The sequence below is a fragment of the Erythrobacter sp. AP23 genome, from assembly GCF_001542855.1.
Classification (GTDB): domain Bacteria; phylum Pseudomonadota; class Alphaproteobacteria; order Sphingomonadales; family Sphingomonadaceae; genus Qipengyuania.
This window is the reverse complement of the sequence record NZ_LNBY01000001.1, coordinates 681,685-708,196: the sequence shown is the minus strand read 5'-3', so window position 1 is coordinate 708,196 and position 26,512 is coordinate 681,685. Positions and strand designations below refer to the sequence as shown.

The 26,512-nt window shown below is 64.4% G+C and carries 27 protein-coding genes; 11 read left to right on the top strand and 16 right to left on the bottom strand.

Annotation, left to right across the window (positions count from 1 at the left end; genetic code table 11):
* The first annotated feature begins 47 nt into the window (after positions 1–47).
* Positions 48–425, top strand: coding sequence for a PilZ domain-containing protein (locus ASS64_RS03390; protein WP_067689804.1), 378 nt, complete (start codon positions 48–50; stop codon positions 423–425).
* Here ASS64_RS03390 and ASS64_RS03385 read toward each other — a convergent pair.
* The 8 genes from ASS64_RS03385 to purB all read right to left on the bottom strand — a co-directional run bounded on the left by ASS64_RS03385 (position 422) and on the right by purB (position 8,089).
* The gene (locus ASS64_RS03385; RefSeq protein WP_067689801.1) at positions 422–1,723 is read right to left on the bottom strand and encodes a folylpolyglutamate synthase/dihydrofolate synthase family protein; all 1,302 of its coding nucleotides are present in this window, start codon (positions 1,721–1,723) and stop codon (positions 422–424) included. The genes ASS64_RS03390 and ASS64_RS03385 overlap by 4 nt on opposite strands.
* A gap of 8 nt (positions 1,724–1,731) precedes the next feature.
* Positions 1,732–2,580 (bottom strand): acetyl-CoA carboxylase, carboxyltransferase subunit beta, encoded by an 849-nt coding sequence (gene accD, locus ASS64_RS03380; protein WP_067689797.1) that lies wholly within the window; start codon positions 2,578–2,580, stop codon positions 1,732–1,734.
* A gap of 152 nt (positions 2,581–2,732) precedes the next feature.
* Positions 2,733–3,521, bottom strand: a complete 789-nt coding sequence (trpA, locus tag ASS64_RS03375; protein ID WP_067689794.1) for a tryptophan synthase subunit alpha — start codon at positions 3,519–3,521, stop codon at positions 2,733–2,735.
* 216 nt (positions 3,522–3,737) lie between these two features.
* Positions 3,738–4,955, bottom strand: coding sequence for a tryptophan synthase subunit beta (trpB, locus tag ASS64_RS03370; protein ID WP_067690399.1), 1,218 nt, complete (start codon positions 4,953–4,955; stop codon positions 3,738–3,740).
* A gap of 87 nt (positions 4,956–5,042) precedes the next feature.
* Entirely contained in the window at positions 5,043–5,684 is a 642-nt protein-coding gene (locus ASS64_RS03365) for a phosphoribosylanthranilate isomerase (RefSeq protein ID WP_067689792.1), read from the bottom strand.
* Positions 5,685–5,694: 10 nt separating this feature from the next.
* Positions 5,695–6,369: an orotidine-5'-phosphate decarboxylase gene (pyrF, locus tag ASS64_RS03360; protein WP_067689789.1), complete on the bottom strand. Its 675-nt coding sequence runs from the start codon at positions 6,367–6,369 to the stop codon at positions 5,695–5,697.
* Complete coding sequence (locus tag ASS64_RS03355; protein ID WP_067689787.1) at positions 6,366–6,719, bottom strand: lipopolysaccharide assembly protein LapA domain-containing protein; 354 nt, start codon at positions 6,717–6,719, stop codon at positions 6,366–6,368. Before ASS64_RS03355 ends, pyrF begins: the two co-directional genes overlap by 4 nt.
* Positions 6,720–6,778: 59 nt before the next feature.
* Positions 6,779–8,089 (bottom strand): adenylosuccinate lyase, encoded by a 1,311-nt coding sequence (purB, locus tag ASS64_RS03350; RefSeq protein WP_067689785.1) that lies wholly within the window; start codon positions 8,087–8,089, stop codon positions 6,779–6,781.
* A 211-nt stretch (positions 8,090–8,300) separates the two neighbouring features.
* On the opposite strand from purB, the gene ASS64_RS03345 reads away from it, so the two are divergent.
* Complete coding sequence (locus tag ASS64_RS03345; RefSeq protein WP_067689782.1) at positions 8,301–11,072, top strand: DUF3857 domain-containing protein; 2,772 nt, start codon at positions 8,301–8,303, stop codon at positions 11,070–11,072.
* Here the strand turns inward: ASS64_RS03345 and radC are convergent, their stop codons facing one another.
* Entirely contained in the window at positions 11,073–11,783 is a 711-nt protein-coding gene (gene radC, locus ASS64_RS03340; protein ID WP_067689779.1) for a DNA repair protein RadC, read from the bottom strand. It lies immediately after the preceding gene.
* Between the two features lie 60 nt (positions 11,784–11,843).
* Between radC and ASS64_RS03335 the strand changes: the two genes are divergently transcribed.
* From ASS64_RS03335 to ASS64_RS03305, 8 genes are all read left to right on the top strand, one after another.
* On the top strand, positions 11,844–15,071 hold the full coding sequence (locus ASS64_RS03335; protein ID WP_234002299.1) for a YdbH domain-containing protein: 3,228 nt from the start codon (positions 11,844–11,846) through the stop codon (positions 15,069–15,071).
* Positions 15,072–15,103: 32 nt separating this feature from the next.
* A complete protein-coding gene (locus tag ASS64_RS16295) occupies positions 15,104–15,271 on the top strand; it encodes a YnbE family lipoprotein (protein ID WP_369815348.1) in 168 nt (55 codons plus the stop codon).
* Positions 15,272–15,282: 11 nt separating this feature from the next.
* Positions 15,283–15,672 carry a YdbL family protein gene (locus ASS64_RS03330; RefSeq protein WP_157075076.1) on the top strand — a complete coding sequence of 130 codons (390 nt, stop codon included), beginning with the start codon at positions 15,283–15,285 and terminating at the stop codon, positions 15,670–15,672.
* A gap of 161 nt (positions 15,673–15,833) precedes the next feature.
* A complete protein-coding gene (locus ASS64_RS03325) occupies positions 15,834–16,154 on the top strand; it encodes an AtpZ/AtpI family protein (RefSeq protein ID WP_067689776.1) in 321 nt (106 codons plus the stop codon).
* Between the two features lie 55 nt (positions 16,155–16,209).
* Entirely contained in the window at positions 16,210–16,998 is a 789-nt protein-coding gene (locus ASS64_RS03320) for a F0F1 ATP synthase subunit A (RefSeq protein WP_255356007.1), read from the top strand.
* A 39-nt stretch (positions 16,999–17,037) separates the two neighbouring features.
* Entirely contained in the window at positions 17,038–17,265 is a 228-nt protein-coding gene (locus tag ASS64_RS03315) for a F0F1 ATP synthase subunit C (RefSeq protein ID WP_040964046.1), read from the top strand.
* Between the two features lie 82 nt (positions 17,266–17,347).
* Positions 17,348–17,842, top strand: a complete 495-nt coding sequence (locus ASS64_RS03310) for an ATPase (protein WP_067689772.1) — start codon at positions 17,348–17,350, stop codon at positions 17,840–17,842.
* Positions 17,835–18,413 carry an ATP synthase subunit B gene (locus ASS64_RS03305; protein ID WP_067689769.1) on the top strand — a complete coding sequence of 193 codons (579 nt, stop codon included), beginning with the start codon at positions 17,835–17,837 and terminating at the stop codon, positions 18,411–18,413. The genes ASS64_RS03310 and ASS64_RS03305 overlap by 8 nt, the downstream gene beginning before the upstream one ends.
* 158 nt (positions 18,414–18,571) lie before the next feature.
* Here ASS64_RS03305 and ASS64_RS03300 read toward each other — a convergent pair whose 3' ends face one another.
* From ASS64_RS03300 to aroA, 7 genes are all read right to left on the bottom strand, one after another.
* Positions 18,572–19,537, bottom strand: a complete 966-nt coding sequence (locus tag ASS64_RS03300) for an NADPH:quinone oxidoreductase family protein (RefSeq protein WP_067689766.1) — start codon at positions 19,535–19,537, stop codon at positions 18,572–18,574.
* A 184-nt stretch (positions 19,538–19,721) separates the two neighbouring features.
* Positions 19,722–20,477 carry a hydroxyacylglutathione hydrolase gene (gloB, locus tag ASS64_RS03290; protein ID WP_067689760.1) on the bottom strand — a complete coding sequence of 252 codons (756 nt, stop codon included), beginning with the start codon at positions 20,475–20,477 and terminating at the stop codon, positions 19,722–19,724.
* 146 nt (positions 20,478–20,623) lie between these two features.
* Entirely contained in the window at positions 20,624–22,327 is a 1,704-nt protein-coding gene (rpsA, locus tag ASS64_RS03285; RefSeq protein WP_067689757.1) for a 30S ribosomal protein S1, read from the bottom strand.
* 386 nt (positions 22,328–22,713) lie between these two features.
* Positions 22,714–23,661: a bifunctional helix-turn-helix transcriptional regulator/GNAT family N-acetyltransferase gene (locus ASS64_RS03280; protein ID WP_067690385.1), complete on the bottom strand. Its 948-nt coding sequence runs from the start codon at positions 23,659–23,661 to the stop codon at positions 22,714–22,716.
* 72 nt (positions 23,662–23,733) lie between these two features.
* A complete protein-coding gene (locus ASS64_RS03275) occupies positions 23,734–24,354 on the bottom strand; it encodes a d(CMP) kinase (protein WP_067689754.1) in 621 nt (206 codons plus the stop codon).
* Entirely contained in the window at positions 24,351–24,611 is a 261-nt protein-coding gene (locus ASS64_RS03270) for a permease (RefSeq protein ID WP_234002297.1), read from the bottom strand. The genes ASS64_RS03275 and ASS64_RS03270 overlap by 4 nt, the downstream gene beginning before the upstream one ends.
* A complete protein-coding gene (gene aroA / locus ASS64_RS03265) occupies positions 24,608–25,897 on the bottom strand; it encodes a 3-phosphoshikimate 1-carboxyvinyltransferase (RefSeq protein WP_234002321.1) in 1,290 nt (429 codons plus the stop codon). Before aroA ends, ASS64_RS03270 begins: the two co-directional genes overlap by 4 nt.
* A 189-nt stretch (positions 25,898–26,086) precedes the next feature.
* Here aroA and ASS64_RS03260 point away from each other — a divergent pair, with 189 nt between their 5' ends.
* Positions 26,087–26,431: a TIGR02300 family protein gene (locus ASS64_RS03260; protein ID WP_067689751.1), complete on the top strand. Its 345-nt coding sequence runs from the start codon at positions 26,087–26,089 to the stop codon at positions 26,429–26,431.
* Positions 26,432–26,512: the final 81 nt, after the last annotated feature.

The window sequence follows — 26,512 nt, the reverse complement described above, 5'->3', positions numbered from 1 at the left end:
GCCGCTGGAAAGCTTGTCGTAACCATCGCAGTGTAGTCTCGGTCTCCATGACCGACACTACGCAACATGTTTCGCCGCTGCGCCGCGATTACCAGCGGTTGACCCTCGGCGTTCCGGCGATCCTCGAGACGATCGACGCACGGCACCGCGTGGAAATCGTCGACATTTCGCAGGGCGGGGCGCAGCTGGTCTTGCCACGCAAGGATGCGTTCGCACAGGAATGCCTGCTGATCTGGTTGCATTACGAAGCATTCGGATCGGTCAGCTGGCGCAAGGGTGCGCATATCGGCCTGACTTTCGATGAGCCCCTGTCGCACAAGACGATCTTCGAAACGCGCAGGAATGCGGAGGCGATCGTCAGACAGGATGCCGAGCGGACCCAGAACGAGGCGAGGAATTGGGCCCAGGGCCCGCTGCGGTTCTAGTCCGGCATCTCATCGTTCAACTGCAACACTGCCCCCGCGAGATAGAGCGAGCCTGCGATCAAAATGGGATAATCGTCGGGCGCGATGTTCCGCAGCGCTTCCTCGGCACTCCCCGCAAAGATGGCACCTTCGCCGAATGCATCTGCGGGATGGCTCTCATGGCCGGGTACCGGGACGATCTGCAGCGAGTGGATACGGCCCGCTAACGGATCGAGCAGGGCGCGCGGGTCCTTGTTGGACAACATGCCCAGGATGAGGTGAAACCGCTCACCGAGCGCGCCGGCGATTGCTTGACCCGCATCCCGATTATGCCCGCCATCGAGGAGGATGCTGTGGCCCTCCGCAAGCGCCGTCAGCGGCCCGGACGCAAGGGGATGAAGCCGTCCGGGCCATGTCGCCTCTCGCATCCCCGCGACGATGGCACTTTCTTCGACAGGCAGTCTGTCCTGATGGCTCAGCATGGCGGTTGCCAGTCCGGCGTTCCCATATTGATGTTCGCCGGGCAGCGAGAGTTCGGGCAACTCGAAATGGTATCGCTTGTCGCGATATTCGCCGCCCTGCCAGCCATCGACGTACCAGTCCCGCCCGGCTTCGAAATGGGGGGCCGCGTGGCGCTTGGCCTGTTCGCGGATCGATGCGATCGATTCGGGCGGATAGTGCGCCATTGTCACCAGCGGAACGCCCGGTTTGGCGATGCCCGCCTTCTCGAAGGCGATACGCGCCATCGGTTCTTGCGGTACGTTCTTCTCCGGCGCGAGCAGGAAGCGCTCGTGATCGAGGCCCAGCGACGCGATCCCGCAGGCAGCGAGGACATCGGGCTGCAGCACGTTGGTTGCATCGAACCGTCCGCCGAGGCCGACCTCGACCACGCAGGCATCGGCGGGGACGCGTGCGAACTCGGTGAAGGCGGCGGCGATTGTCACTTCGAAGAAGCTTGGATTCAGGTCATCGCTTGCGTCGAGCACCTCGCGCAGCAGTTCGGCCAGTCGATCATCCTCGATCAGCCTGCCCGCCACGCGAATTCGTTCGTTATAGCGCACGAGGTGGGGGCTGGTCGTGACGTGGACCGCGTAGCCCTGCGCTTCGAGCATCGCGCGCAGGAAGGCGCAGGTCGAGCCCTTGCCGTTGGTCCCCGCAACATGGAACACGGGCGGGAGCCTGCGATGCGGGTTGCCGAGGCGATCGAGCAGCGCGCGGATCGTCTCGAGGCCGAGTCTGCCGTCGGGCACGGAGAGCTGACCCAGCCGGTCGAGCTGGGTCTGTACCCCTGCGTGGTCGGAGCGGGCGAAATCCCGCATGGCGCGGCTCAGGCGGCCTTGGCCGGCGCCAGGTAGTCGAGCAACGTTGCCAGCGTGTCCTTCAGGTCGTGGCGGTGGACCACCATGTCGACCATGCCGTGCTTGTGCAGGTATTCGGCGCGCTGGAAGCCGTCGGGCAGCTGTTCGCGGATCGTGTCCTGGATCACGCGCTGTCCGGCAAAGCCGATAAGCGCGCCGGGCTCGGCGATATGGACGTCGCCCAGCATGGCGTAGCTCGCGGTCACGCCGCCCGTCGTCGGGTCGGTCAGCACGACGATGTATGGGAGCTTCGCTTCCTTGAGGCGGCGCGTCATCACGGTCGCCTTGGGCATCTGCATCAGGCTGAGGATGCCTTCCTGCATGCGCGCGCCGCCTGCCGCGGTGACGACGATATAGGGGCAGTGCCGGGTCAGCGCGCGCTCGGCGCCCTGGCAGAAGGCGGTGCCCACGGCCATGCCCATCGATCCGCCCATGAAGCCGAAATCTTGTACGCCGACGACCGCGGGCTTGCCCTCGATCGCACCAGAACCGACGAGGAAGGCATCCTTGTGCGGGCTCTTGGCGCGCGCCTTCTTGAGGCGGTCGGTATATTTCGACGTATCGCGGAACCTGAGCGGGTCTTCCTTCACATCGGGAATCGGGAGGACCTCGTAGCCCTCGTCGAGCAGCTGGCGCAGGCGCTCGTCGGCGCCGATCCGGCCGTGGTGGTCGCAGCGCGGGCAGACGAAGGAATTGTCCTCATACTCCTGCGCGAACACCATCTGCTGGCAGCTGGGGCACTTGACCCACAAATCCTTGTCGGTGCTGCGCTTGGACAGCGAGGTGATCGAATTGCGGACGCGGGTGAACCAGTTCATGGGTGGGCCTATAGTCGGGTTGTCACAAAGCTCAAATAGGCAGCGAACCGGCGGAAGACGGTCATCCCTGCGCAGGCAGGGATCCAGATGAGCTAACGTCAGTCTCCAAGAACCGAGGTTATCTAGGCCCCTGCCTGCGCAGGGGCGACGAACTAGCGGGCGGCGCGAATGGCCCCGGCCAGCTCTGCGGTCAGCTCACGCAGCCTTTCCGGGGCGTCGGCGCCATGTTCGGCGACCAGATCGACCAGCGCCGAGCCCACGACCACGCCATCGGCCACGCGCGCTATCTCGCTTGCCTGCTGCGGCGTGCGTACGCCGAAGCCGACAGCGACGGGAATGTCGGTCGCCTTCTTGATCCGGCCGACGTTGGCCTCGATCGATTCTATCGCCGCCTGCTGCATTCCCGTGATGCCAGCGACGGCGACGTAGTAGAGGAAACCCTCGCTGCCTTCGACCACGGCAGGCAGCCGCTTGTCGTCGGTCGTCGGGGTGGCAAGCCGGATGGGGGCAATCCCCGCCTCACGAAGCGCCGGACCGAGTGCCTCGTCTTCCTCGGGCGGGATGTCGACGCAGATCACGCCGTCGACGCCTGCTTCTTTCGCAGCGGCGGCAAACCACTCGGGACCGCGCCGGATCATCGGATTGGCATAGCCCATCAGCACGAGAGGCACCTCGGGATGACGCTTACGGAACTCGGTGGCCATGCGCAGCACATCGGCGGTGGTCGTTCCGGCGCCGAGCGAACGGATATTGGCCTGCTGGATCGCGGGACCATCGGCCATCGGGTCGGTAAAGGGCATTCCCAGCTCGATCACATCCGCGCCGCCCGCGACCAGCGCATCCAGATTGGCCGCCGTGTCGCCATCGCCTGCGGTAAGGAAGCAGACGAGCGCGGGGTGGGGCTTGGCGAAGGCGTTGGAGAGGCGATTCGAGCTGTTCATAGTGTCAGGTTCGTTCATCTAACTCGGCAGAAGTCTGAGACATGGACCGGGTGTTACACTGTCCAAGCGAAGAAAAGCTGGCTGGTATGGAGAGGGGTTCTGCAATTGGGGTGCGCTGAAGGAAAAAGCGGATCATGCGGGCATGATGGCATATTCTGCGCGGTGTAGGACAGAGAGAGCATCAGCGCATCCCCCTCTCCCCTCGACGGGAGAGGGTTAGATTTCCACTCCCAGCTTCTCCGCCACCGTGAAGATGTCCTTGTCGCCGCGTCCGCACAAATTGGCGAGGATCACGCTGTCTTTCGGCATATCCTTCGCGCGCTTGGCCACGGCGGCGATGGCGTGGCTGGGTTCCAGCGCGGGTATGATGCCCTCGGTGCGGCAAAGAAGCTGGAAGGCCTCGAGCGCCTCCTCGTCGGTGACGGCGGTGTATTCGACGCGTTCCATATCCTTCAGCCAGGCGTGTTCGGGGCCGATGCCGGGATAGTCGAGCCCGGCGCTGATCGAGTGGCCCTCGGTGATCTGGCCGTCCTCGTCCTGCAGCAGATAGGTCTTGTTGCCGTGCAGCACGCCGGGGACACCGCCGAGCAGGCTCGCGGCGTGCTCGTCGCCATCGAAACCATGGCCCGCCGCCTCGACGCCGAGCAGCTTGACCTCCGGATCGTCGAGGAACGGATGGAACAGGCCGAGCGCGTTGGAGCCGCCACCGATGCAGGCGACCGCAAGGTCGGGCAGGCGACCGGTGCGATCGAGCATCTGCTGGCGTGCCTCCCTGCCGATAACGCTTTGGAAATCGCGTACCAGCTCGGGATAGGGATGCGGCCCTGCGGCGGTACCGATGATGTAGAAGGTGTCGTGGACGTTTGCTACCCAGTCGCGCAGCCCTTCGTTCATCGCGTCCTTGAGCGTGCCGCGCCCGCTCGTGACCGGCACGATCTCCGCACCCAGCAGCTTCATGCGGAAGACGTTGGGCGATTGCCGCTTCACGTCCTCCGCGCCCATGTAGATCACGCAGGGCAGGCCGAAGCGCGCGCAAACCGTGGCCGTGGCGACGCCGTGCTGGCCCGCGCCGGTCTCCGCGATGATCCGCGTCTTGCCCATGCGGATCGCCAGCAGGATCTGGCCGATGCAATTGTTGATCTTGTGCGCGCCCGTGTGATTGAGCTCGTCTCGCTTGAACCACACCTGCGCCCCGCCGAGCGCTTCGGTCAGCCGCTCGGCGAAATAGAGCGGGGAGGGGCGACCGACGTAGTGCTCGAGCAGGTCGTCGAATTCGCGCTGGAATTCGGGATCGGCCTGCGCCGCGCGATACTCACGCTCGAGGTCGAGCACCAGCGGCATCAGCGTCTCGGCGACATAGCGCCCGCCATAATCGCCAAAATGGCCGCGCTCGTCGGGCTGGTTGCGGAAGGAGTTGGGAGTGGAATCGGTCATCGCGACATCCAATGCCGCCCTGTCCGCATGAAGTCGAGACAAGATAGGTTGCGATTGTAGTATCGTGTCTTGCTTGTCGCGAACCGGTCAGTCGGCGCGCACCGCGTTGCAGAATGCGGCAATTCTTTCCGCATTCTTGACTCCCGGCGCGCTCTCGACGCCGCTGGACGTGTCGACCAGCGGCGTGCCGGTTTCCGCAATCGCCTGGGCCACATTCGAAGGGCTCAATCCTCCCGCCAGGCCCCAACCGGCCTTGCCGCGGTAACGCGAAACCAGCGACCAGTCGAACCGCAGCCCCATGCCGCCGGGCAGCGCTGCATCCTTGGGTGTCTTGGCATCGAAGAGGATGAGATCGGCTGCACCGCGGAAGTCCTGCGCCGCCGCGACATCGTCCGCGGTAGCGACGGGCAGCGCTTTCCATACCGGGACGCCGAAGCGCTGCTTCACCTGGGCTACGCGCTGCGGCGATTCTCCACCATGCAACTGGATTGCATCGAGGCGTGCCGCGTTCACACCTTCGGCGATTTGGCCATCGTCCGCATCCACGAAAAGGCCGACCCGCCCGATCGTCGATCCCGACCGCGCCGCCAGCGCCGCCGCTGCATGGGCATCGACATGGCGGGGCGAGGGTGGGAAGAAAACGAAGCCGACGAAATCGGCCCGCGCGGCGATGGCCGCGTCGAGCGCGTCGGGGGTCGAAATTCCGCAGATTTTGATCGCGACGGACATGAGGCAGGAGCTAGAGCGTCGCCTCGATCTCGCGCGCGGCCTGGGCGGGGTCCGCCGCGCGACTGATCGGGCGGCCGATGACCAGCACGCTGGCGCCATGGTCGCGCGCCTGTCGGGGAGTGACCACGCGCTTCTGGTCGCCGACCGCGTTGCCTGCGGGACGCAGGCCGGGGACGACGAAGAAACCATCCTTCCACCGGTCGTGGACCGATTTCACTTCCTGTCCCGAACAAACGATCCCGTCGAGCCCGCTTTCCTGTGCCAGGTCCGCCAGGCGCATGACGTGATCGTGCGCATCGCCTTCTATTCCGGTACGTTCCAAGTCGCGCTGATCCATACTGGTCAACATGGTGACACCGACGACCTTGGTGTTTTCTCCCGCAGCGGCCTTCGCATCCTCCATCATCGCCCGGCCCCCGCTCGCATGGATCGTGACGATTTCGGGTTCGAGACCATGTATCGCGTGCATCGCACCAGCGACCGTGTTGGGAATGTCGTAGAGCTTGAGGTCGAGGAAGATCGGCAGGCCGAGCTGGCCAATCATATGCACGCCGTGTGCGCCATGCGCGCAGAAGAACTCCAGCCCCAGCTTGATCCCGCCGACATGCCCCTTGACCTTCTTCGCGAGAGCCACGCCGTCGTCGAGGCGTGGAACGTCGAGAGCGAGGTAGATCGGATTGGTCATGCCGGTTTCGACGGTTCGGGTTCGACCGGATTGTCCGGCTCGGGAGCACTCTCTTCGGCCGGGTTGTCGGTGGCTGTCGTCGGTGCGGATGCCGGCGCCGGCGTCGCCAGTCGGTTCGTCGCCGCCTCGAGAGCACTGATGCGCCGCGCCGCCCGCCACTTGCTCGCCCGGTGGAGCAACCACATCGGAACCAGGCCAAGCAGGAAAGCGACGATTACCAGAGCTGGCAGCTTCGTCTCCAGCACGAGGTTAGACCAGATCTGCACTTCGACCGGCTTCCAGTTGAAAAAGCTGAAAGCCAGCAGCGAGAAGAGCAACAGGGCCCAGACGATGGTACGCACGATCTGCATGGAGCGATGTCCCCTCTTGTGTATCGTGACCGGATGCTAGGCTGCGGTGACCTGCGCGTCTAGCCGAAGACCCTCGCGAAGATGGTGTCGACATGCTTGAAGTGGTACTCGAGGTCGAATTTCTCTTCGAGTTGCGCTTCGGATAGGGCCGAGGTGACTTCTTCGTCCTGCTTGAGCAGGTCGAGCAGCTTCAGTTGTCCGTCGGACTCCCACACTTTCATCGCATTGCGCTGGACCAGGCGATAAGCGTCCTCGCGGCTTACTCCGTTCTGGGTCAATGCCAGCAACACGCGCTGCGAATGGATCAGGCCGCCCATGCGGTCCATGTTGGCCTGCATGCGGTCGGGATAGATCAGCAGCTTGTCGACCACGCCGGTGAGGCGGGCGAGCGCGAAGTCGAGCGTGATGCACGCATCCGGTCCGATGAAACGCTCGACCGAGGAATGCGAAATATCGCGCTCGTGCCAAAGCGCCACGTTTTCCAATGCGGGCAGGGCATAGGCGCGGATCATGCGCGCCTGGCCGGTGAGGTTCTCGGTCAGGATCGGGTTGCGCTTGTGCGGCATTGCGCTCGACCCCTTCTGGCCGGGCGAGAAGTATTCTTCCGCCTCGAGCACTTCGGTGCGCTGGAGATGTCGCACTTCGACCGCCAGTCGCTCGATCGATCCGGCGATCACTGCGAGCGTGGAAAAGAACATGGCATGGCGGTCGCGCGGGATGACCTGGGTGGAGACGGGCTCGACCGACAGGCCGAGCTTGTCGGCGACATGCTGTTCCACTGCGGGATCGATATTGGCGAAGGTGCCCACCGCGCCGCTGATCGCACAGGTCGCGATTTCCTCGCGCGCGGCGATGAGGCGGGTCTTGCAGCGATCGAACTCGGCATAGGCCTGCGCGAGCTTGAGGCCGAAGGTCACCGGTTCGGCGTGGATGCCATGGCTGCGGCCGATGGTCGGGGTGTATTTATGCTCTTCCGCGCGGCGCTTGATGGCCGACAGCAGGTCGTCGAGATCGGCGAGCAGGATATCGGCCGAGCGCGCCAGTTGCACTGCCAGCGTGGTGTCGAGCACGTCGCTCGACGTCATACCCTGGTGCATGAAGCGTGCTTCGTCGCCCACGTTTTCTGCCACCCAGGTGAGGAAAGCGATCACGTCGTGCTTGGTGACCGCCTCGATCGCATCGATCGCCTCGACGTCGATCTCGGGATCGGTCGCCCACCAGTCCCACAGCGCCCTGGCCGCACTTTCGGGCACGACTCCCAGTTCGCCGAGCTTTTCGGTGGCATGCGCCTCGATCTCGAACCAGATGCGGTATTTCGCTTCGGCTTCCCAGAGGGCAGTCATTTCGGGGCGGGCGTAACGGGGGACCATGTGTGAACTCCAGGTGCGCTCTGGCGGGATTCGCGGGATGCGCGGCGGCTAGGCGGAGCGGCCCGGAATAGCAAGGTTCGCGCATTGCATCCGAAGCTGTGTTGTGCGCGCCACTTAGGACGATGAAACGGTTCACCTTTGCGACGAATTCTTGTGAGGAAGCCGCAAATACCATAGGCTTGGCGAAAAAAGGGGGAGTTCCAAAAACTTGTTGTACCGTTCGCTTGTCATCGCACCGATGTTCGTTCTCGCTGCGCCTGCCATCGCAGGGGAAGAGGTCCGCTTCGTCGAGCCGCCGGCCTGGGTCGAGCCGCTCTATGACGGCGGCATAGCTGAATCGCGCGAAGACGTGCCGCTTTACGACCGCCAGGTACGGCTCGAAGACGGGACGGTCACCCGCTACACCGATATCGCCTATCGCCTCGATACGACCCAGGCGCTGCAGCAGATGGGCACCATCCAGCTGGCCTGGTTGCCGGACAAGGGCGACCTGTCGATCCACCGCCTCCAGATCCTGCGCGATGGCGAGATCATCGATCTCGTCGCGGACGGACTGCGTCCCGAAATCCTGCGCCGAGAGCGTGAACTGGAAAAACGATCGGTCGACGGCGCGCTTACCGCGGCTTTCGCGATTCCGGGGTTGAAGATCGGCGATGTGTTGCGCGTAACCTCTTCGACCAGCCTGCGCGACCAGGCGCTGGCGGGCGAGATGCAGGCGATCGAGACGATCCTCGCCGAACCGACCAAGATCGGATTGGGTCGCCTGCGGCTCTCCTGGCCGGAATCCGCGCCGATACGCTGGGCGACGTTGGGCGATGTCGCGGATCCCGAAAGCTGGAGCGAAAACGGCTTTACGATATTGGACTTCAACCTGCCCGTAACCCAGCCTGCAGCGATGCCAGAAGATGCTCCGGGCCGTTTCAAGGTCTCGCCGCACATTCAGGTCGGCAGTTTCGCCGACTGGGCGGATGTCTCGAGCACGATGGGCGGATATTTCGCGACCGAAGGCACCATCGCACCGGGCGGTTCGATCGCTCAGGAGATCGAACGGATCGAGCAGGCGACCACGCAGCCGCTCGAACGTGCGGCCCTGGCATTGCGGCTGGTTCAGGACGAGGTGAGCTACCTGCTGAACGGGATGGCCGGGGGCAACTATCTGCCTCAGTCTCCGGCCGAGACCTGGGCCAAGCGCTACGGCGACTGCAAGGCCAAGAGCCTGCTGCTGCTGGCGATGCTCCGCGCCATGGAGATCGAGGCGGAGGCCGTGCTGGTCGACAGCCGGAACGGCGATGCGGTGGCGATTTCGCAGCCGATCCCGGGGGCTTTCGACCATATGATCGTGCGCGCGACTATCGACGGCAAGGACTATTGGCTGGATGGCACCAGCGCAGGCACGCGCCTTGAAACCATTGGGGAAGTGCCCGACTTCACATGGGCGCTGCCGCTTCGCAGCGAGGGCGCCGGATTGATACCCGTCGAACAGCGCTGGCCGAGCGTGCCGGACAGGGTGCTGAAGGTCACCTACGACATGTCGGCCGGTGTCGATATGCCGGTGCTCTATGCGGCTGATGTCGAGCTTCGCGGCATCATGGGCGCGCGCCTTCGCGCGCAGGCCGCGCGCGACGATCGTATGACGCTGGTCGGGGTCGCGACAAAATATCTCGAAGACGTGATCGGCGGGCTCGTTTACGACGCGCGCATCACCTACGACGATGAGGCCGGGATCGCACGCCTGGAAGCCGAGGGAATGACCTTCGACCAGTTCGGGTTCGATCGCGGAGTGGCCAGTCATGCGATTCCGGGGGCGACCGTCAACTGGAGCTTCAAACCCGACCGCGCGCGCTCCGCCTGGCGCGACATACCCTATCGCACCGGCGGTCCGCTGACGATGCGGGAACACTGGACCTACCGCCTGCCCGAAGCTGCGGGCAGCATCCAGATGACCGGCATCGCCGAGCTCGACGAGACTGCGGCCGGGGTTCGCTTCAAACGCAGCACGAGGTTGGGAGACGGCATCTTCGAGATCGCCGATTCCACTTCCTATATCCCAGCCGAGATTCCGGCAGCAGAACTGGGCGATGCGCGCCGCGCCATGCGCCGAATAGCAAGCGGCGACCCCGAACTGAGATTGGAAAACCCGCAGCGGCTGTGGGAACTCGACGATCGGGCTATCGCCCGGCGGCTCCAACCGCATATCGATGCAGCATCGACGCTGATCGACCTGCAGGACGATATGGCGGCATTCCATAATTTCCGCGCCAGCCTGTTGAGCCTGGCGCGCGATTACGAGGCTGCGATCGCCGATTACGATCGCGCGATCGAACTCGAAGCGACCCCGGAAATGTATCTCTTGCGTGGCGAAGCCTATAATGCGCTGGGGGAATACGATGCCGCGCTGGCCGATGCGCAGACCGCGTTCGACCTTCAGGGCGATATCTCCTACGCTTCCAACCTCGCCATACAGCTTTCCCGCGCGGGCCGGGCCGATGAAGCGCTCGACCTCATCGACCGGCTGGGCCTCTCGGGCGACGAGGGTGTCGATGCCGAGATCGTCTGGTCGGAAATCGCCGGCCATGCCGATCGCGCCGCGGAAGCATGGGACCGATTGCAGGTCGCGCTCGACGAGCGCCCGGACGAGGCAGCCCTGCTCAATTCGCAATGCTGGACCGCAGGCATCTGGAACTACGAGGTGGAGCTTGCCGAGGAGGTCTGCGACCGCGCGGTTGCGGTGTCGGGCAATTCGCCCGGCGTGCTCGATAGCCGCGCGCTCGCCTACTATCGTCTCGGCCGAAAGGACCGCGCCATGGCGGATCTCGACGCTGCACTGGCCCAGGAACCGGGACAGGCGGCGAGCCTTTTCCTGCGTGGTCTGATCCGTCTCGAAACGGGGGACAAGGGCGGTCGCGAAGACCTGGTCAAAGCACGCCGCATCAGCCCGGATATCGATCGCCAGTACAAGGGCTATGGCCTGGTACCGCGCTGATCAAATCAGGCCTTTCGCCCGAAGGCTGACATGCCCGTCGCGCCCGACGATCACGTGGTCGTGCACGGTTACGCCCAGCAACCGGCCCGCTTCGGCGATGCGCGCGGTGATCGCGATGTCGGCGCGGCTCGGTTCCGGATTGCCGCTCGGGTGATTGTGCACGAGGATCAGCGCGGTCGCGCCGATGTCGAAGGCCTTGCGGATCACCTCGCGCGGATGGATCGCGGCCTCGTCGATCGAACCCTCGCCCAGCATGTGATCGAGGATCAGGCGATTCTGCGTGTTGAGATAGAGCACCCTTACGCGCTCGTGATTGAGATGGGCCATATCGATCGCGAGATAGTCGAGTAGCGCCTGCCAGCTTCCCAACACCGGCTTGTCTTGTACGGCTCCGCGCGCCATGCGCCTCGCGGCAAGGTTGACCGCATGGAGCGCAGCGGCGCTGGCTTCGCCCATACCTTTCACCTGTTTGAGCGCCTGCGGATCTGCCGCCAACACTGCCGACAACGATCCGAAATGCCGGATCAGCGCCTTGGCGAGCGGCTTGGTATCGCCCTGCCGGATCGCCGCGAACAGGAGGAATTCGAGCAATTCGTAATCGGCCAGCGCTTCTGCCCCGCCGGATAACAGCCGCTGACGTAGTCGACCGCGATGCCCCGCACCCGTGTGTGCTGGCGAAATTTTTCGATCCCCCGGCAACCATTCCCCCATGCACGGCGTTTCAAGCACTTGCATTGCCTTCGGCGAGCGCTAGGCGCAAGTGTGGGATCGATGGAGCGGGACGCAAACGACGATACTATGACGGTCGATATCGATCCCGTCCGCCGTGCGCGCTGGCGCCGAAAGCGCTGGGCGATCCCCGGCGTCCTGCTTGCCCTGCTTGTCGTCGCGGGCATTGCCGTGTGGTTCTCGCGCGAAACGATCGTCGACGACATCATCCGCGACCAGCTCGAAACCAACGGCGTCCCGGCAAGCTACACGATCGACCGGGTAGGTGGGCAGACGCAGGTCCTGTCGGACGTTGTCGTCGGGGATCCCAATGCCCCCGATTTCACGGCCGAGCGCGTCATCGTCGACTTGCGCCACCGCTTCGGCACGCCCGAGATCGGCGGTGTCACGCTCGTCGCGCCGAGGCTTTATGGCACCTATGTCGATGGCGAAATCAGCTTCGGCAGTCTCGACAGCCTGATCTTCGGGCCAAGCGAGGAACCTGCGGGCCTCCCGAATATCAATCTCGCGATTCGCGACGGGCGTGGGCTGATCGAGACCGAATTCGGTCCGGTCGGGCTCAAGGTAGTCGGATCGGGACTGCTGAGTCACGGTTGGGAGGGGCGACTGGCCGCGGTCGCGCCGGATCTTGCCTTGACCGGCTGCGAAACGGTGCGAGCGAGCGCCTACGGCCGACTTTCGACGACTTCGGGCGAGCCGCAGTTTTCCGGGCCCGTTCGCCTGGCTTCGCTCACTTGCGAAGAGCCCGACCTCGCCCTCGCCGACTACGCGATGGATTTGACTGTCGCCGCGGATACGAGACTGGCCAATCCCTCGATCGAGGCGCGGATCGAGGGCGGAGACACGCGTTATGCGGAGAATTCGGCGTCCGCAGTGCTGGGCACCATCCGTGCGCAGATGCGCGACCGGCTGGTCACCGCACGGTTCTCGCTCGCTGCGCGGGGGGTCGAGACTCCGCAGGCGCTGGCAGCGGTCATGACCGCCGAAGGACAGTTGCGCGCCAATGACGGGTTCGCGCGCGTCCAGCTGGACGGCAATCTCGAAGGCAACGGCTTGCGGCTCGGCCGCGATTTGGTTGCGGGCGTGGAGGGACTGGCGCGCACGGGCGAGGGCACTTTCATCGCGCCGCTTACGCGCAAGCTGGCGAATGCGCTGCAGGCGGAAACCCGCGGCAGCGCGCTCGATGCCGAAATCCGGATGCGGCTCGATCCCAATGGCTATTCCTTGCTGACACCGCGGGCGGAGCTTCGCGGAGGCAGCGGTGCGCGCCTGGTTTCGCTCTCGCGGGTCGAGATCGCTGCACAGGGTGGCGAGATGCCGCGAATCGCGGGCAACATCGCGACGGGCGGGGCGAATATGCCGCGGATCACCGGACGCATGGAGCGCAGCGAATCGGGCGGCTCGATCTTCCGCCTCGCCATGGAACGCTATGCTGCCGGATCGTCCGCTTTGGCCGTTCCGCAGATCGTTATCGCGCAGGGCAGTTCGGGGGCGCTGGGCTTTTCGGGCCGCGTCCTCGCCAGCGGCCCGCTTCCGGGCGGTTCGGCAACCAATCTCTTGCTGCCGGTGGAAGGACGCTACGGCAACCAACAACTCGCGCTGTGGCGCAAGTGCATGGATGTGCGCTTCGACCGGCTGGAGTATGCCGATCTCGCCTTCGAGAAGCGCGGGCTGACGCTGTGCCCGGTCCCCGGTCGCGCGATCCTGACCAATGGCCCGGGGGGCATGCGGATCGCCGCCGGAACGCCGTCGCTCGACCTCGAAGGCTACCTTGGCGAAACGCCCATGAGGCTCACCACGGGACCTGTCGGATTTGCCTATCCCGGCGTGATGACGGCCCGCTCGATCGACGTTGCGCTCGGGCCGCCGGACACCGCCAGCCGCTTCCGTGTCGCAGATCTCGAAGCGCGCATCGGCGAAAACGTCGCGGGTACGTTCACCGATGCCGACGTGGCGCTCGCGGCAGTGCCGTTGAATCTCAACGGGGCCAGTGGAAACTGGCGTTTTGCCGATGGCCGGCTGGCGATCGATCAGGGCGCGTTCACGCTGGTCGACCGCGAGAATCCGCCGCGGTTCGAACCGCTCGTTGCGCGCGGCGCGACCCTGTCGCTCGTCGACAATCTCATCCTGGCCGATGCCGAGCTGCGCAACCCGGCGAGCGATCGGCTCGTGACCACGGTCGACATCCGTCACGATCTTGCGAGCGGCGCAGGCCATGCCGATCTGGATGTGCCCGGAGTGCAGTTCGACCGCGGCTTGCAGCCCGACGAGCTTTCCCGTCTCGCGCTGGGCGTGATCGCCAATGCCGAAGGTGTCGTAACCGGTTCGGGTAGGATCGATTGGGCGCCGGACGGCACGATCACCAGCTCGGGCGAGTTCTCCAGCGACGATCTCGATTTCGCCGCCGCCTTCGGACCGGTGAAGGGGGCCAGCGGGACGGTCACGTTCACCGATCTGCTCAACCTGACGACCGCACCGAATCAGACGATCAGGGTGGGCTCGGTCAATCCGGGCGTCGAGGTCTTCGATGGCGAGGTGGCGTTCGAATTGCGCAATGGCGAACTGCTCGCCGTGTCGGGTGGCAGCTGGCCGTTCATGGGCGGCCAGCTGATCCTGCGCGATGTCGATCTCAACCTCGGGATCAGCGAGGAACGGCGCTACATATTCGAGATCGTCGGTCTCGACGCGGGAACATTCGTTACCGAAATGGAGCTGGAAAACCTGTCCGCCACCGGCCGGTTCGACGGCACGGTTCCGATCGTCTTCGACGAGAACGGCAATGGCAAGATCGACACCGGCGTGCTGATTTCCCGTCCACCCGGCGGCAATATCTCCTATGTCGGCGAACTGAGCTATGAGGATCTCTCGCCGATCGCCAATTTCGCCTTCGATGCGCTCAAGAGCCTGGACTACTCGCAGATGCGGGTGATCATGGAGGGGCCGCTGACCGGTGAAATCGTGACCCGCGTCCGGTTCGACGGCGTCAAGCAGGGCGATGGCGCCAAGTCCAACTTCGTCACTCGGCGCCTCGCCGCGCTGCCTTTACAGTTTCGCATCAACATCAAGGCGCAGTTCTATCAGCTGCTGACCAGCCTCAAATCGCTTTACGATCCCGCTTCCGTGCGCGATCCGCGCGAACTGGGCCTGCTGTCCGACGACGGCACACGCCTGCTGCGCCGCTCGATCACCGGCGAGGAAGCCGAACCCGACATCGATCCGGAAGATATCCTTCCGGATGAATCCACTATTCAGGAGCAGGAAAGCGAGTGAGGGCTATGACTCATGCCAAATTGACCGGGAGGATGGCTGCCGCCATGCTTGGTACCGTCGCGCTCGGAGGATGTATTACGGTCAATGCGCCCGAAGAGCCGATCGTGATCGAGCTGAACGTCAACATCCGCCAGGAAGTGATCTACCGGCTCGCGGAGGATGCGGGCAATACGATCGAGGAAAACGCGGATATCTTCTGATGGGTGACATGATGAAATCAATAACCAAATCGGTTCTTGCGGCTACGGCGTTCGCCACCGCGCTCGGTGGATTTGCCGCGCCTGCCTTCGCTCAGCGCGATCCGGCATACGCCGCCGCGCGCGCCGCCGGTCAGGTCGGCGAAAAGATGGACGGCTATCTCGGCATCGTCGTTGCCGAAACGCCCGAACTGCGGCGCATCGTCAACGATATCAACATCAAGCGGCGCGCCGTCTATTCGGAGCGCGCGCAGGCCAACAACGCCACGCTTGAGGAATATGCGCTGACGGCGGGCTGTCAGGCGATCCTCGCGACAGCGCCGGGCGAGAAGTACCAGGCCCCCGATGGCAGCTGGCAGACGCGTGGCACATCGGCCCCACTGCGCGATCCGCGTTGCCCCTGACTTGATAGGTGCGCTCGCGACGTCCGTCGCAAGCTTTCGGCTGATCCGGCCAATCGCGCCGCACTCCATGTTGACTCGCCACCACCCCCCTTCTAAGGGGGCGGCGCCCTCGGCGGGCAAGTCCGTGCCCGTGCCGCGCAACCCCCTTCAAGGAGCAAGGCATGAGCGACGACGAGCCCGCACGGGAACCTATCGAGGAGGATGCGCGGATCGACGCGCTGGAAAAGCGGCTAGCGGCCGCCCAGCAGCGCGAAGAGCAGCGTAACCGCCCGCAAAGTTCCGGGGCCGATGCGAATTATCGCAGCGGCAACCGGGTCCTGGCGGACCTCCTTGGCGGGATTCTCGGTGGAACGGTGATCGGATATGCCATCGGCTATTTTACCGGCACCAACCCCTGGGGTCTGTTGGTCGGCCTGTTCCTCGGAATAGTGGTCGCCTTCAGGAACGTAATTCGTGCGGCAAACAAGCGCCCCGAGGAATGATCTCCCAAGCGGGAATTTCCGGGGCGTTGTTCTTAGGGTTTAGGGATTAGCAGACGTGGCAGCCGATCAAGCCAAAGTCGACCCGATGAAGCAGTTCGCGATCGAGCCGATCGCCGGAACGCAGGGTTGGGAAATTGCCGGCCTCAACATCGCCTTCACCAACAGTGCGATGTGGATGCTGATCACGACCGTGGTTCTGTTCTTGTTCGTGCTGGGCGGCATGAGGCGCGAGCTGGTTCCCGGTCGCTGGCAGATGATGGTGGAGACCTTCACCGGCTTCATCGACAACATGCTCGAAGCGAACATCGGCAAGGAAGGGCGCAAATATGTGCCCTATGTCTTCAGCCTGTTCATGTTCATCCTGATCGCCAACCTGATCGGCCTGCTGCCGCTGGGCCTCGTCGGCATCCACCCGTTCACCTTCACCAGCCATTTCACGGTGACCGGCGTGCTGGCGATCATCAGCTTCTCGATCGTGCTGATCGTGGGCTTCTGGAAGCACGGCCTGCATTTCTTCAGCCTGTTCGTACCCCATGGCACGCCGTTGCCGATGGTTCCGGTGATCGCGCCGATCGAGTTCATCTCCTTCATGGTGCGCCCCTTCAGCCTCGCGCTCCGTCTCTTCGTTGCGATGATGGCCGGTCACGTGCTGCTCAAGGTCCTGTCCAGCTTCGTGATCGACGGTACCAATGCCGGTATCGGCTTCGGTGCGCTGGTCGGTCTGCCGAGCTTCCTGCTGATGATCGGGATCAGCGCCCTCGAAATTCTGGTGGCGGGCATCCAGGCCTATGTTTTCGCCCTGCTCACCTCGCTCTACATCAACGATGCAGAGAACCTTCACTAAGTTTATCCCTCAATTGCCTGTTTTCCAAAGGAGTTTGTCATGGAAGTAGAAGCTGCAAAGCTGGTTGGTGCCGGTCTCGCTGCAATCGGTGCCGGCATGGCCGCCATCGGTGTCGGTAACGTCTTCGGTTCGTTCCTCGAAAGCGCCCTGCGCAACCCGGGTGCAGCCGACGGCCAGCAGGGCCGCCTGTTCATCGGCTTCGCCGCTGCCGAGCTTCTCGGCCTGCTGGCGTTCGTCGTCGCGATGATCCTGATCTTCGTCGCCTAAGCACGACTGCCGATTTCGCACCGGCCGGGGAATGCCTCGGCCGGTGCCGTGAATTTATCGTACCCGCCTTTCGAGAGCTGCAATGCCCCAGATAGCACAGCTTGCCGATACATGGTCCAGCCAGGTCTTCTGGCTGCTGGTGTTCTTCGGCATCACCTTCTTCGTCATCGGCCGCGGCATGGTGCCCAAGGTGATGGAAACCGTCGCCCAGCGTGACGGCCAGATCGCCGCCGACCTCGCTGCCGCCAAGGCCGCGCGCGAGGCCGCCGACGAGCAGGAAGAAGCCTGGCGGGTGCGCGAGAACGAGAACCGCGCCGCGGCGCAGGCGATCGTCGCCAAGGCCAAGGACGAGGCTGCGGCCAAGTCCGAGAAGAAGCTGAAGGCGGCGCAGACGCGGCTCGACAAGAAGCTCGCCGAAGCCGAGACCCGTATCGCCGAGGCGCGCACCGCGGCACTCACGGAAGTGGAGTCGGTTGCGGTCGAAGCGGCGCAGGACATCGTCAAGACGCTCGCCGGCGTGAAGGTGACCAAGCCCACCGCCGCCAAGGCGGTGAAGGAGGCGATGGCCCATGGCTAATCCCACATCCGATCTGCCCGAAGTAATCGCCACCGAAGCCGCCCAGACGGAAGCGGTGGTCGATATGGGCGCAGCCAAGCTCGTCGGCCCCGAACTGTGGGGACTCGAGCCCTACCAGATCGTCTCGGTGGCGATGCTGGCGCTGCTCGCTTTCGCCTTCTTCGGCGCCAAGGTGCACAAGATGATCGGCGGCGGCCTCGACGGCAAGATCGCCTCGATCAAGGAACAGCTCGACGAAGCCAAGCAGCTGCGCGCCGAAGCCGAGGCGCTGCGCCAGGAATATGCCGACAAGATCGCCGGTGCCGAGAAGGACGCGGAAGCCATGCTCGCCAATGCGCAGCACGAAGCCGATGCGATCCTCGAGAAGGCCGAGGCGGACAGCAAGGCAATGGTCGAACGCCGCAAGCGCATGGCCGAAGACAAGATCGCCGCTGCCGAGCGCGAAGCGGTCGAGGACGTGCGCAACCGCGCCGTCAGTGCCGCGACCGAGGCCAGCCGCACGTTGATCGCCTCCAAGCACGACGCGGAAGCGGACAAGGCGCTGGCCGACAAGGTCATCGCCGGGATCTGAGCGACCCTTGATCGAAGAACCTTCGAGAGGGCGGTCCTGCGGGGCCGCCCTTTTCGTATGTCGCAAGTCCCAGCGAAGGCCGGGACCTCAGGCAATGACGCGCCAACCCTCCCGAGACCTCTGCGTTGGCCGTCGGCCAGCTCTGCTTCCGCAGGAGATCACGGTTCAAGCACGATCTTCCCGACGATCTCGCCGCGCTGCATGGCCTCGAAAGCCTCTCGCCAGTCGGTGAGGGGAAGGGTGCGGTCGACATGGGGCCTGATGCGCCTCTCCGCAGCCAGCCGATCGATTGCCTCGGCGATCCGCGCACCTCGATCGGGAAAGCGCCGCGCATATTCGCCCGCCCGCACACCGACGACCGAGAAGCCCTTGATCAGCGGGATGTTGACCGCGATCTCCGGGATGCGACCCGATACGAAGCCGATTACCAGCAGCTTGCCGCCGAAGGCCACGCAGCGCGTGCTCTCGTCGAATACGTCGCCGCCGATGGGATCGTAGACGAGGTCGCACAATTTCCCGTCGGTCAATTCCGAGACGTCTTCGCGAAACCGGCCGGTGTTGAGTATGACGGCATCGGGCCTGGCGATCCTGCGCAATGGCTCGATCTTGTCTTCGCGATGCGTCGCCGCGATGACTGTCGCTCCGAGAGCACGCGCAAGATCGCAGGCGGCAAGCCCCACGCCGCCGCTCGCGCCGTGGACCAGAATCGTCTGCCCCGCCTTCAGCCCGCCGATCTCTACCAGCGCGACATAGGCGGTATGATAGGCGGCGCCCATGGCCGCTGCCGTGGCGAAATCGAGATTCTCGGGCATTTTGCGCAGCGAGGCGGCGGGCAGGGCGACATAGTCGGCAAAAGCGCCGGTCTTGGCCCCGCCGCGTACCCTGTCGCCGGACACGAAGCCGCTATCCGCAGGGGCTTCGACCACTTCGCCCGCCATCTCGAGTCCCGAGACGAAGGGCGGCTCGGGTTTGAACTGGTACTCCCCTCGAGTCATCAGCAGGTCGGGATAGTTGAGCGAGGCGGCGCGAACGCGCACCAGCACCTCGCCTTCCGGCTGCTCGAGCTCGGCCAGCTCGACACCCGAAAGGTCGGGCGACAGCTTGCTGACAAAAACGGCTTTCATTGCTGCTGGGCCGGCAGATCAATAGTTACCGTATGTGACTGGGAATCAGGGGGAGCAAATAGCACAGCCATCCCGGCTACGATCCCTACCGCCCCCCAAGTGTATTTTCGCTGTCGAATGTCGGCAAAAGCCCGAGCAAAACAATAAAGGGCTGCGCCAAGTAGTATCAACATCCAGAACATGTTCAGAAATGGTCCTTGGCGGTGCGCAATGCGGCGAAGGTTTCGGCAGGGCTGTTGCCGCCCCAGCGATCGCGCAGATCGGCATCGTCGGCCCGCAGGAAGGGATTGGTTGCAAGTTCGCGGGAGAGAACCGTCGGGACCGTCGGCTCGCCCTTGGCGCGCTTCTCGTCGATCCGTGCGGCATAGAGGCGCAATTCGGCATTGTCGGGGTCGGCATGAAGCGCGAATTTCGCATTCGCCTGCGTATATTCATGCGCGCAATAGAGCAGCGTGTTGTCGGGCAGCTGGCGAATACGGTCGAGGCTGTTCCAGAACTGCTCCGGCTGGCCTTCGAACATCCGGCCGCATCCCAGCGCGAAGACGCTGTCGCCCACGAAGGCCATATCGGCATCGGCGATGTGATAGGCGATATGGCCGTTGGTGTGGCCCGACACGTCGATCACGCGCGCCTGCCAGTCGCCCAGCGCCACGCTGTCGCCATTACCTACGACGCGGTCGATCGGGCTGAGCTTCTCGACTTCCCTGGGCGCAATCACCTTGGCACCGGTTGCCTCGGTGATGGCCTTGTTTCCGCCCGCGTGATCGGGGTGCCAATGGGTGTTCCAGATCTGCGTGATTTCCCAGCCCTTGGCCTCGGCCTGCTTGAGGTACTCCGCGCCATCGGGCGTATCGATCGCCGCAGTCTCGCCGCTATCGGGATCGTGGAGGAGGAATCCGTAATTGTCGGACAGGCAGGGGAACTGGTGGACTTCGAGCATGGCGGGCAAGGTAAGCGCTGCCGCGCCAAAGGGAAAGGCCCGCCTGCCGGACTGGCAAGCGGGCCTTCCTTTGTCGTCTGGATCCCCGCCTGCGCGGAGATGACGGTGCGGTAAGCGCCCGCTTCGCAGGCGCCAACCTGTTACCGTCAGTCTTCCTTCTTCTTCAGCGCTTCGCCGAGGATATCGCCGAGCGATGCGCCCGAATCCGACGAACCGAACTGCGCAACCGCTTCCTTCTCTTCGGCGATCTGACGCGCCTTGATCGAGAAGTTCGGCTTCTTCGAGCGATCGAAGCCGGTGACCATCGCGTCGACCTTGCCGCCGACCTGGAAGCGGTCGGGGCGCTGTTCGTCGCGGTCGCGCCCGAGGTCGCTGCGCTTGATGAAGCCGGTCGCGCCGTCTTCGCCAACCTGCACTTCGAGGCCGCCATCGCGGACTTCGAGAACGGTGACGGTGACGGTTTCGCCCCTGCGCAGCGAGCCCGAAGCGCCTGCTTCGGTCGGCGCGCCCTTTTCGAGCTGCTTCATGCCGAGGCTGATGCGCTCCTTGTCGGTGTCGACGTCGAGAACGACGGCTTCGACCTGCTCGCCCTTGCGGTGCAGCGCCAGCGCGTCTTCACCCGAGATGCCCCAGGCGATGTCCGACATGTGGACCATGCCGTCGACGTCGCCATCGAGGCCGATGAAGAGGCCGAATTCGGTGGCGTTCTTGACTTCGCCTTCGACCTTCGAGCCGACCGGGTGCTTCTCGGCGAACTCTTCCCACGGGTTGCGCTGGGCCTGCTTGAGGCCGAGGCTGATGCGACGCTTTTCGCTGTCGACCTCGAGGACCATGACTTCGACTTCCTGCGAGGTCGAGACGATCTTGCCCGGGTGGACGTTCTTCTTGGTCCAGCTCATTTCCGAAACGTGGACCAGGCCTTCGATGCCCGGTTCGATTTCGACGAATGCGCCGTATTCGGTGATGTTGGTCACGGTGCCAGTCAGCTTCATGCCGACCGGGTACTTGGCCGAAACGCCGTCCCACGGATCCGATTCCAGCTGCTTCATGCCGAGGCTGATGCGCTGCGTTTCTTCGTTGATGCGGATGATCTGGACGGTCACGGTCGCGCCGATTTCGATCATTTCGCTGGGGTGGTTGACGCGCTTGTAGCTCATGTCGGTGACGTGGAGCAGGCCGTCGATACCGCCGAGATCGACGAAGGCACCATAATCGGTGATGTTCTTCACGACGCCGTCGATCACCTGACCTTCGGCCAGCTTGTCGATCAGTTCGCTGCGCTGTTCGGCGCGGGTTTCTTCGAGGACCGCACGGCGCGAGACGACGATGTTACCGCGGCGGCGGTCCATCTTGAGGATCTGGAACGGCTGAGCCATGTCCATCAGCGGGGTCACGTCGCGCACGGGGCGGATGTCGACCTGGCTGCCGGGCAGGAAGGCCACGGCGCCGTCGAGGTCTACGGTGAAGCCGCCCTTGACGCGGCCGAAGATGCGGCCTTCGACGCGCTTGCCTTCGCCGAATTCGCTTTCGAGCTTGTCCCAGGCGGCTTCGCGGCGGGCGCGGTCGCGGCTGAGCATCGCTTCGCCTTCGGCATTTTCGACGCGGTCGACATAGACTTCGACTTCGTCACCGACGCCGGGCGCGGTTTCGCTTTCGGAGCGCTGGAATTCCTTGAGGTCGACGCGGCCTTCGCTTTTCAGGCCGACATCGATGTGCGCCATGCCGTTTTCAATGGCGGTGACGGTGCCCTTGACGACGCGGCCTTCGAAGCCGCCGTCATCTGCGCCGCCGAGCTGCTCGTCGAGCATTTTCGCGAAATCGTCGCGAGTGGGATTGGCTGCAGTTGCCATGTGTGTAGTCCTAACGTTCGTTTTGCTACCGGCCACCGGTTTTCCCGGGGTCTTTACCCGTCTGCCTGCGCACCATTGCACGGGCCGTACGGGGCAAGAGGGCCGATGCCGCGCGGGGCCGGATGCCGTCGCACGGGTCCACTCAATCCAGAGATTGCGAGAACGGGCGCGCGCCTAGGCGAAACGGGCACGAAAGGCAAGTGAATTGCGGGAGCGTCGTCCGGAGACATGGACCGCATGTTACACCGTCCAAGGCGAAAACCGTCGCCGCCGGTTCGGGGACGGAAAACGGGGGGATTGGGAGGGTTTCGAGGTCGGGCGAGGGCATCGGGCAGGTCATGCCAGCGCAGGCTCCCTGTAGGAAAGCGGCCATCCCCGCGATGCGGTCATCCTGTGTAGAGCATTGCGACATCGCAACGATCGTAGCGCGCGGCATAGCGCTCCATCACTGCCCGATCGTGTTCGAAGCCGAGCTTCTCGTACAGATGGATGGCCGGGGCGCACTTGCTGTTGGTGAGGAGGTAGAGCGTCTCGGCACCGAGTTCGCGCGCGCGCTCGATTGTCGCGGCGAGCAGGAATTCGCCCGCTTTCAGCCCGCGCGCGCTTTCGCGCACGCCCATCTTGGTGAGTTCGAAGGCGCCCGGACCCGTCTTGAGCAGCGCGCAGGTGCCGACGATGCCGAGCCCTGCAGCTTCGACGAACAGGATATCGCCGCCTGCATCGATGATCCGCTCCTGCGGGTGTTCGAGGATCTCGCGGTCGGCCTCTTCCATCGCGAACATGTCCTCGATCCATTCACGGTTGATGTCGAAGAATTCGTGAGCGAGCGAGCGATCGTATTCGCGCAGGGAGAGGGGTTGCGGAACGGTACGGGCGGCGCGTTCGGCGATGGAGGCCTCGGCAAGCGCCTCTTCGATAATCGCCAGCTGGCGAAGGAAGTCGCCATCGACGCGGGCGAGGATTTGCTCCGCGGCGGCGCCTACCTTGGGCCATACGTCGCTCGCGATGGTCTGCGCCATGCGCTCGCCTTGCTCGGTAAGCGAGATCATGCGGCTGCGCTGGTCCGCGCAGGCTTCGTCCGTGGCAAGGCCGAGCTTCTTCAGGTGCCCGATCGTGCGCGTCATGCCCGGCTGGCTGGTCCCGCTGGCTTCGGCGAGCTGGCCGACCGTCTTCGGTCCCGTCCTCAGCGCCGCCATCGCCGCCATATGGCCGGGTTGCAGCGGGATACCCGCATCCGTCAGGACGCTCGCCGCGCCTGCCTGCATGCGCTCGCCAAGCCGCTTGAGGCGGCTGCCGAGAAAGGCGGGGCCCATCTGGGCAACGACATCGACCATGCGAATCTCCATAGCGTGATATATAACATGATATGGATATGGGCGAAGTATGGCAAGGGCGGGAGAGGCAGCTTAGGAAACGGCTTCAGTCACAGCCTCGATCGCGGCGGCGATGGCCTCGTCCTTTCCCAGCGCGCTGGTGTCGATCACCATCGCGTTCTCGGCAGGGATCAGCGGCGCCACTGCACGGTTGCGATCGCGCTCGTCGCGGCGGCGCAAATCGTCCTGGATTTCGAGCAAGGTCACTCCGGCCCCGCGCTCGCGCATCTCGACGAAGCGCCGCTGGGCGCGCGCTTCGACGCTCGCCGTGATGAACAGCTTCGCCTCCGCCTCCGGCGCAATGACGGTCCCGATATCGCGTCCGTCGAGGATCGCTCCGCCATCCTGCGTGGCAAAGGCTCGCTGCCTTTCGAACAGCGCCTGCCGAACGGCCTGATGGACCGAGACGCGGCTGGCGAGTCCGCCGGTTTCCTCGTCGCGCAATTGGGGATCGTCCAGCAGGCTGTCCGCAAAGCCCGTCGCCGCTAGCGCATCCTCGGCATCGTCGGGATTGCCGCCATTCAGCGAGACCTGCCTCCCGACCGCGCGGTAGAGCAGCCCGGTATCGAGATGCGGCAGGCCGAAGTGCGCGGCCAGCGCCTTGGCAATCGTGCCTTTCCCGCTGGCAGTGGGTCCGTCGACGGCGATAATCATACGCCCGTCCTGCGCGCCCGCACCGCTTTCGCCAAGCCCCAGATGGCAATCGCTGCCCAGAATCCTTCGAGCACGAGGCTGGGCCAGTTGGTGTGCACCAGCAGCGAGACGGTCAGTAGCGCCGCGCCGGTGAGATTGGTGCCGTGCAGGACGAAGGGGTTCGGGTCTTCCTTCCAGGTGAGATAGGCATAGGCGGCAATGATGCAGGCCATCCCGACGAAGCCGATGAGCGTATAGATGTCGAGCTGGTCGGTCACTCGGCCGCCTCGTCCAGCAGGGCGGTGAAATTCGGGAAACTCGTCGCGATCGGTTCGATGCTGTCGATTTCGACGCCGTCGCGGCTGACCAGTCCGGCGATTGCCATGCTCATGGCGATGCGGTGATCGAGGTGAGTGGCGATGGGGCCACCTCCGGCAAGGGGCTTACCCCCGGTCCCCTCGATAACCAGGCCATCGTCATTCTCCTCGACATTCGCACCAGCGAGGCTGAGCGCCTCGGCCATGGCCGACAGACGGTCGCTTTCCTTGACGCGCAGTTCCTCAAGCCCGCTGGTGATGGTCGTCCCTTCGGCCAGCGCAGCGGCGACGAACAGGACGGGAAATTCGTCGATCATGCTCGGTGCGATGCCGGGGTCGACCTCGATGCCTTTCAGCGCCGCATGGCGCACGCGCAGGTCGGCAACCGGCTCGCCGCCGACTTCGCGCGCATCGACGTCCTCGATGTCGGCGCCCATCAGCTCCAGCACGCGGAAGATGCCGTCGCGTGTGGGATTGAGCCCGACGTTCTCGATCACGAGATCGCTGCCCGGCACCACGCTTGCCGCTACCGCGAAGAAAGCGGCGGAGGAGGGGTCGCCCGGCACGGTGATGTCGCAAGGCTTGAGGTCGGCGGGGCCATGAATGCGGATCACGCGCTCGCCCTGGTTCTCCTCGACCGTCAGTTCGGCACCGAAACCGCGCAGCATGCGCTCGGTATGATCGCGCGTCGGCACCGGTTCGATCACCGTGGTGATGCCGGGGGTGTTGAGACCGGCGAGCAGCACCGCGCTCTTTACCTGCGCGCTCGCCACCGGCAGGCGGTATTCGATCGGCACGGCCGGTTGCATGCCTTCCATCATCAGCGGCAGCGTACCGCCGGGCGAGGGGGTGAAGCTTGTGCCCATGGTCGAAAGGGGATCGATCACCCGGCCCATCGGTCGCTTCGACAGGCTCGCATCGCCGGTAAAGGCCGCGGTGATGCTGTGGCTTGCGACGAGGCCCATGAGCAGCCGGGTGGAAGTGCCCGAATTGCCCATATCGAGCGCCTGATCGGGCTGGAGCAATCCTCCGACACCCACGCCGTCGACCACCCAGTCGTCACCGTCGCGCTCGATCCGCGCGCCCATGGTGCGCAGGGCCGCTGCGGTCGCGAGAACGTCCTCGCCCTCGAGCAGGCCCGAAATGCGGCTGCGGCCCACGGCCAGCGCGCCGAACATGAGCGAACGATGGCTGATCGATTTGTCGCCCGGTACACGGATGCGTCCGGTCAGCGGTCCTGCGGGCATGAAGCGGTGAGCGGTCAATCGGGCGTCCCGGTGATGGCATGGATAGGGATGCGGCGCTTTGACAGCGCACATACGTTCTGGCAAGGCGCGCGCGCTGTTGATTCCTGCCCAGCGGGAACCCATCAAGACAATTACGAATTCACGACCCCGCGGCGCTACGCCGGGGGCGGCAGACTCTAAGGATTACACATGGTCAAACCTGAATGGGGCACCAAGCGGACCTGCCCGAACTGCGGCACCCGCTTCTACGATCTGAACAAGGACGATCCCGTCACCTGCATCGAATGCGGCGAAGAATGGACGCCGGAACCCGTGCTCAAGTCGAAACAGCCGATCCTCGCCGAGGAAGAGAAGAAGGACAAGAAGGGCGAAGCCGACAGCGATCTGGGCGGCGACGACGACGATGACGATCTGGACATCGACATCGACGAGGACGACGATTCGCCCGACAATGAAGTCGATCTGGGCGGCGACGACGACCTCGGCGTCGAGACGAAATCGAAGGGCGACGACGACGACGCCGATGAGTCCTGATTTGCGAACCCGCCTCCGCGGGTTCGTCCTCGCTAGACGCGCAGCATAGCTGCGCACGCTACGGGCGGCCGGTTGGCCTTT

Coding starts and splice junctions, on each gene's coding strand:
- gloB (WP_067689760.1), bottom strand. CDS start 20,477: ATGCTCGAAGTCCACCAGTTCCCCTGCCTGTCCGACAATTACGGATTC.
- rpsA (WP_067689757.1), bottom strand. CDS start 22,327: ATGGCAACTGCAGCCAATCCCACTCGCGACGATTTCGCGAAAATGCTC.
- ASS64_RS03315 (WP_040964046.1), top strand. CDS start 17,038: ATGGAAGTAGAAGCTGCAAAGCTGGTTGGTGCCGGTCTCGCTGCAATC.
- ASS64_RS03355 (WP_067689787.1), bottom strand. CDS start 6,719: ATGCAGATCGTGCGTACCATCGTCTGGGCCCTGTTGCTCTTCTCGCTG.
- ASS64_RS03310 (WP_067689772.1), top strand. CDS start 17,348: ATGCCCCAGATAGCACAGCTTGCCGATACATGGTCCAGCCAGGTCTTC.
- accD (WP_067689797.1), bottom strand. CDS start 2,580: ATGAACTGGTTCACCCGCGTCCGCAATTCGATCACCTCGCTGTCCAAG.
- ASS64_RS03330 (WP_157075076.1), top strand. CDS start 15,283: ATGAAATCAATAACCAAATCGGTTCTTGCGGCTACGGCGTTCGCCACC.
- ASS64_RS03325 (WP_067689776.1), top strand. CDS start 15,834: ATGAGCGACGACGAGCCCGCACGGGAACCTATCGAGGAGGATGCGCGG.
- ASS64_RS03275 (WP_067689754.1), bottom strand. CDS start 24,354: ATGATTATCGCCGTCGACGGACCCACTGCCAGCGGGAAAGGCACGATT.
- radC (WP_067689779.1), bottom strand. CDS start 11,783: ATGGGGGAATGGTTGCCGGGGGATCGAAAAATTTCGCCAGCACACACG.
- ASS64_RS03335 (WP_234002299.1), top strand. CDS start 11,844: ATGGAGCGGGACGCAAACGACGATACTATGACGGTCGATATCGATCCC.
- ASS64_RS03260 (WP_067689751.1), top strand. CDS start 26,087: ATGGTCAAACCTGAATGGGGCACCAAGCGGACCTGCCCGAACTGCGGC.
- ASS64_RS03305 (WP_067689769.1), top strand. CDS start 17,835: ATGGCTAATCCCACATCCGATCTGCCCGAAGTAATCGCCACCGAAGCC.
- trpB (WP_067690399.1), bottom strand. CDS start 4,955: ATGACCGATTCCACTCCCAACTCCTTCCGCAACCAGCCCGACGAGCGC.
- ASS64_RS16295 (WP_369815348.1), top strand. CDS start 15,104: ATGGCTGCCGCCATGCTTGGTACCGTCGCGCTCGGAGGATGTATTACG.
- ASS64_RS03385 (WP_067689801.1), bottom strand. CDS start 1,723: ATGCGGGATTTCGCCCGCTCCGACCACGCAGGGGTACAGACCCAGCTC.
- aroA (WP_234002321.1), bottom strand. CDS start 25,897: ATGCCCGCAGGACCGCTGACCGGACGCATCCGTGTACCGGGCGACAAA.
- trpA (WP_067689794.1), bottom strand. CDS start 3,521: ATGAACAGCTCGAATCGCCTCTCCAACGCCTTCGCCAAGCCCCACCCC.
- ASS64_RS03365 (WP_067689792.1), bottom strand. CDS start 5,684: ATGTCCGTCGCGATCAAAATCTGCGGAATTTCGACCCCCGACGCGCTC.
- ASS64_RS03280 (WP_067690385.1), bottom strand. CDS start 23,661: ATGGTCGATGTCGTTGCCCAGATGGGCCCCGCCTTTCTCGGCAGCCGC.
- pyrF (WP_067689789.1), bottom strand. CDS start 6,369: ATGACCAATCCGATCTACCTCGCTCTCGACGTTCCACGCCTCGACGAC.
- ASS64_RS03390 (WP_067689804.1), top strand. CDS start 48: ATGACCGACACTACGCAACATGTTTCGCCGCTGCGCCGCGATTACCAG.
- purB (WP_067689785.1), bottom strand. CDS start 8,089: ATGGTCCCCCGTTACGCCCGCCCCGAAATGACTGCCCTCTGGGAAGCC.
- ASS64_RS03300 (WP_067689766.1), bottom strand. CDS start 19,537: ATGAAAGCCGTTTTTGTCAGCAAGCTGTCGCCCGACCTTTCGGGTGTC.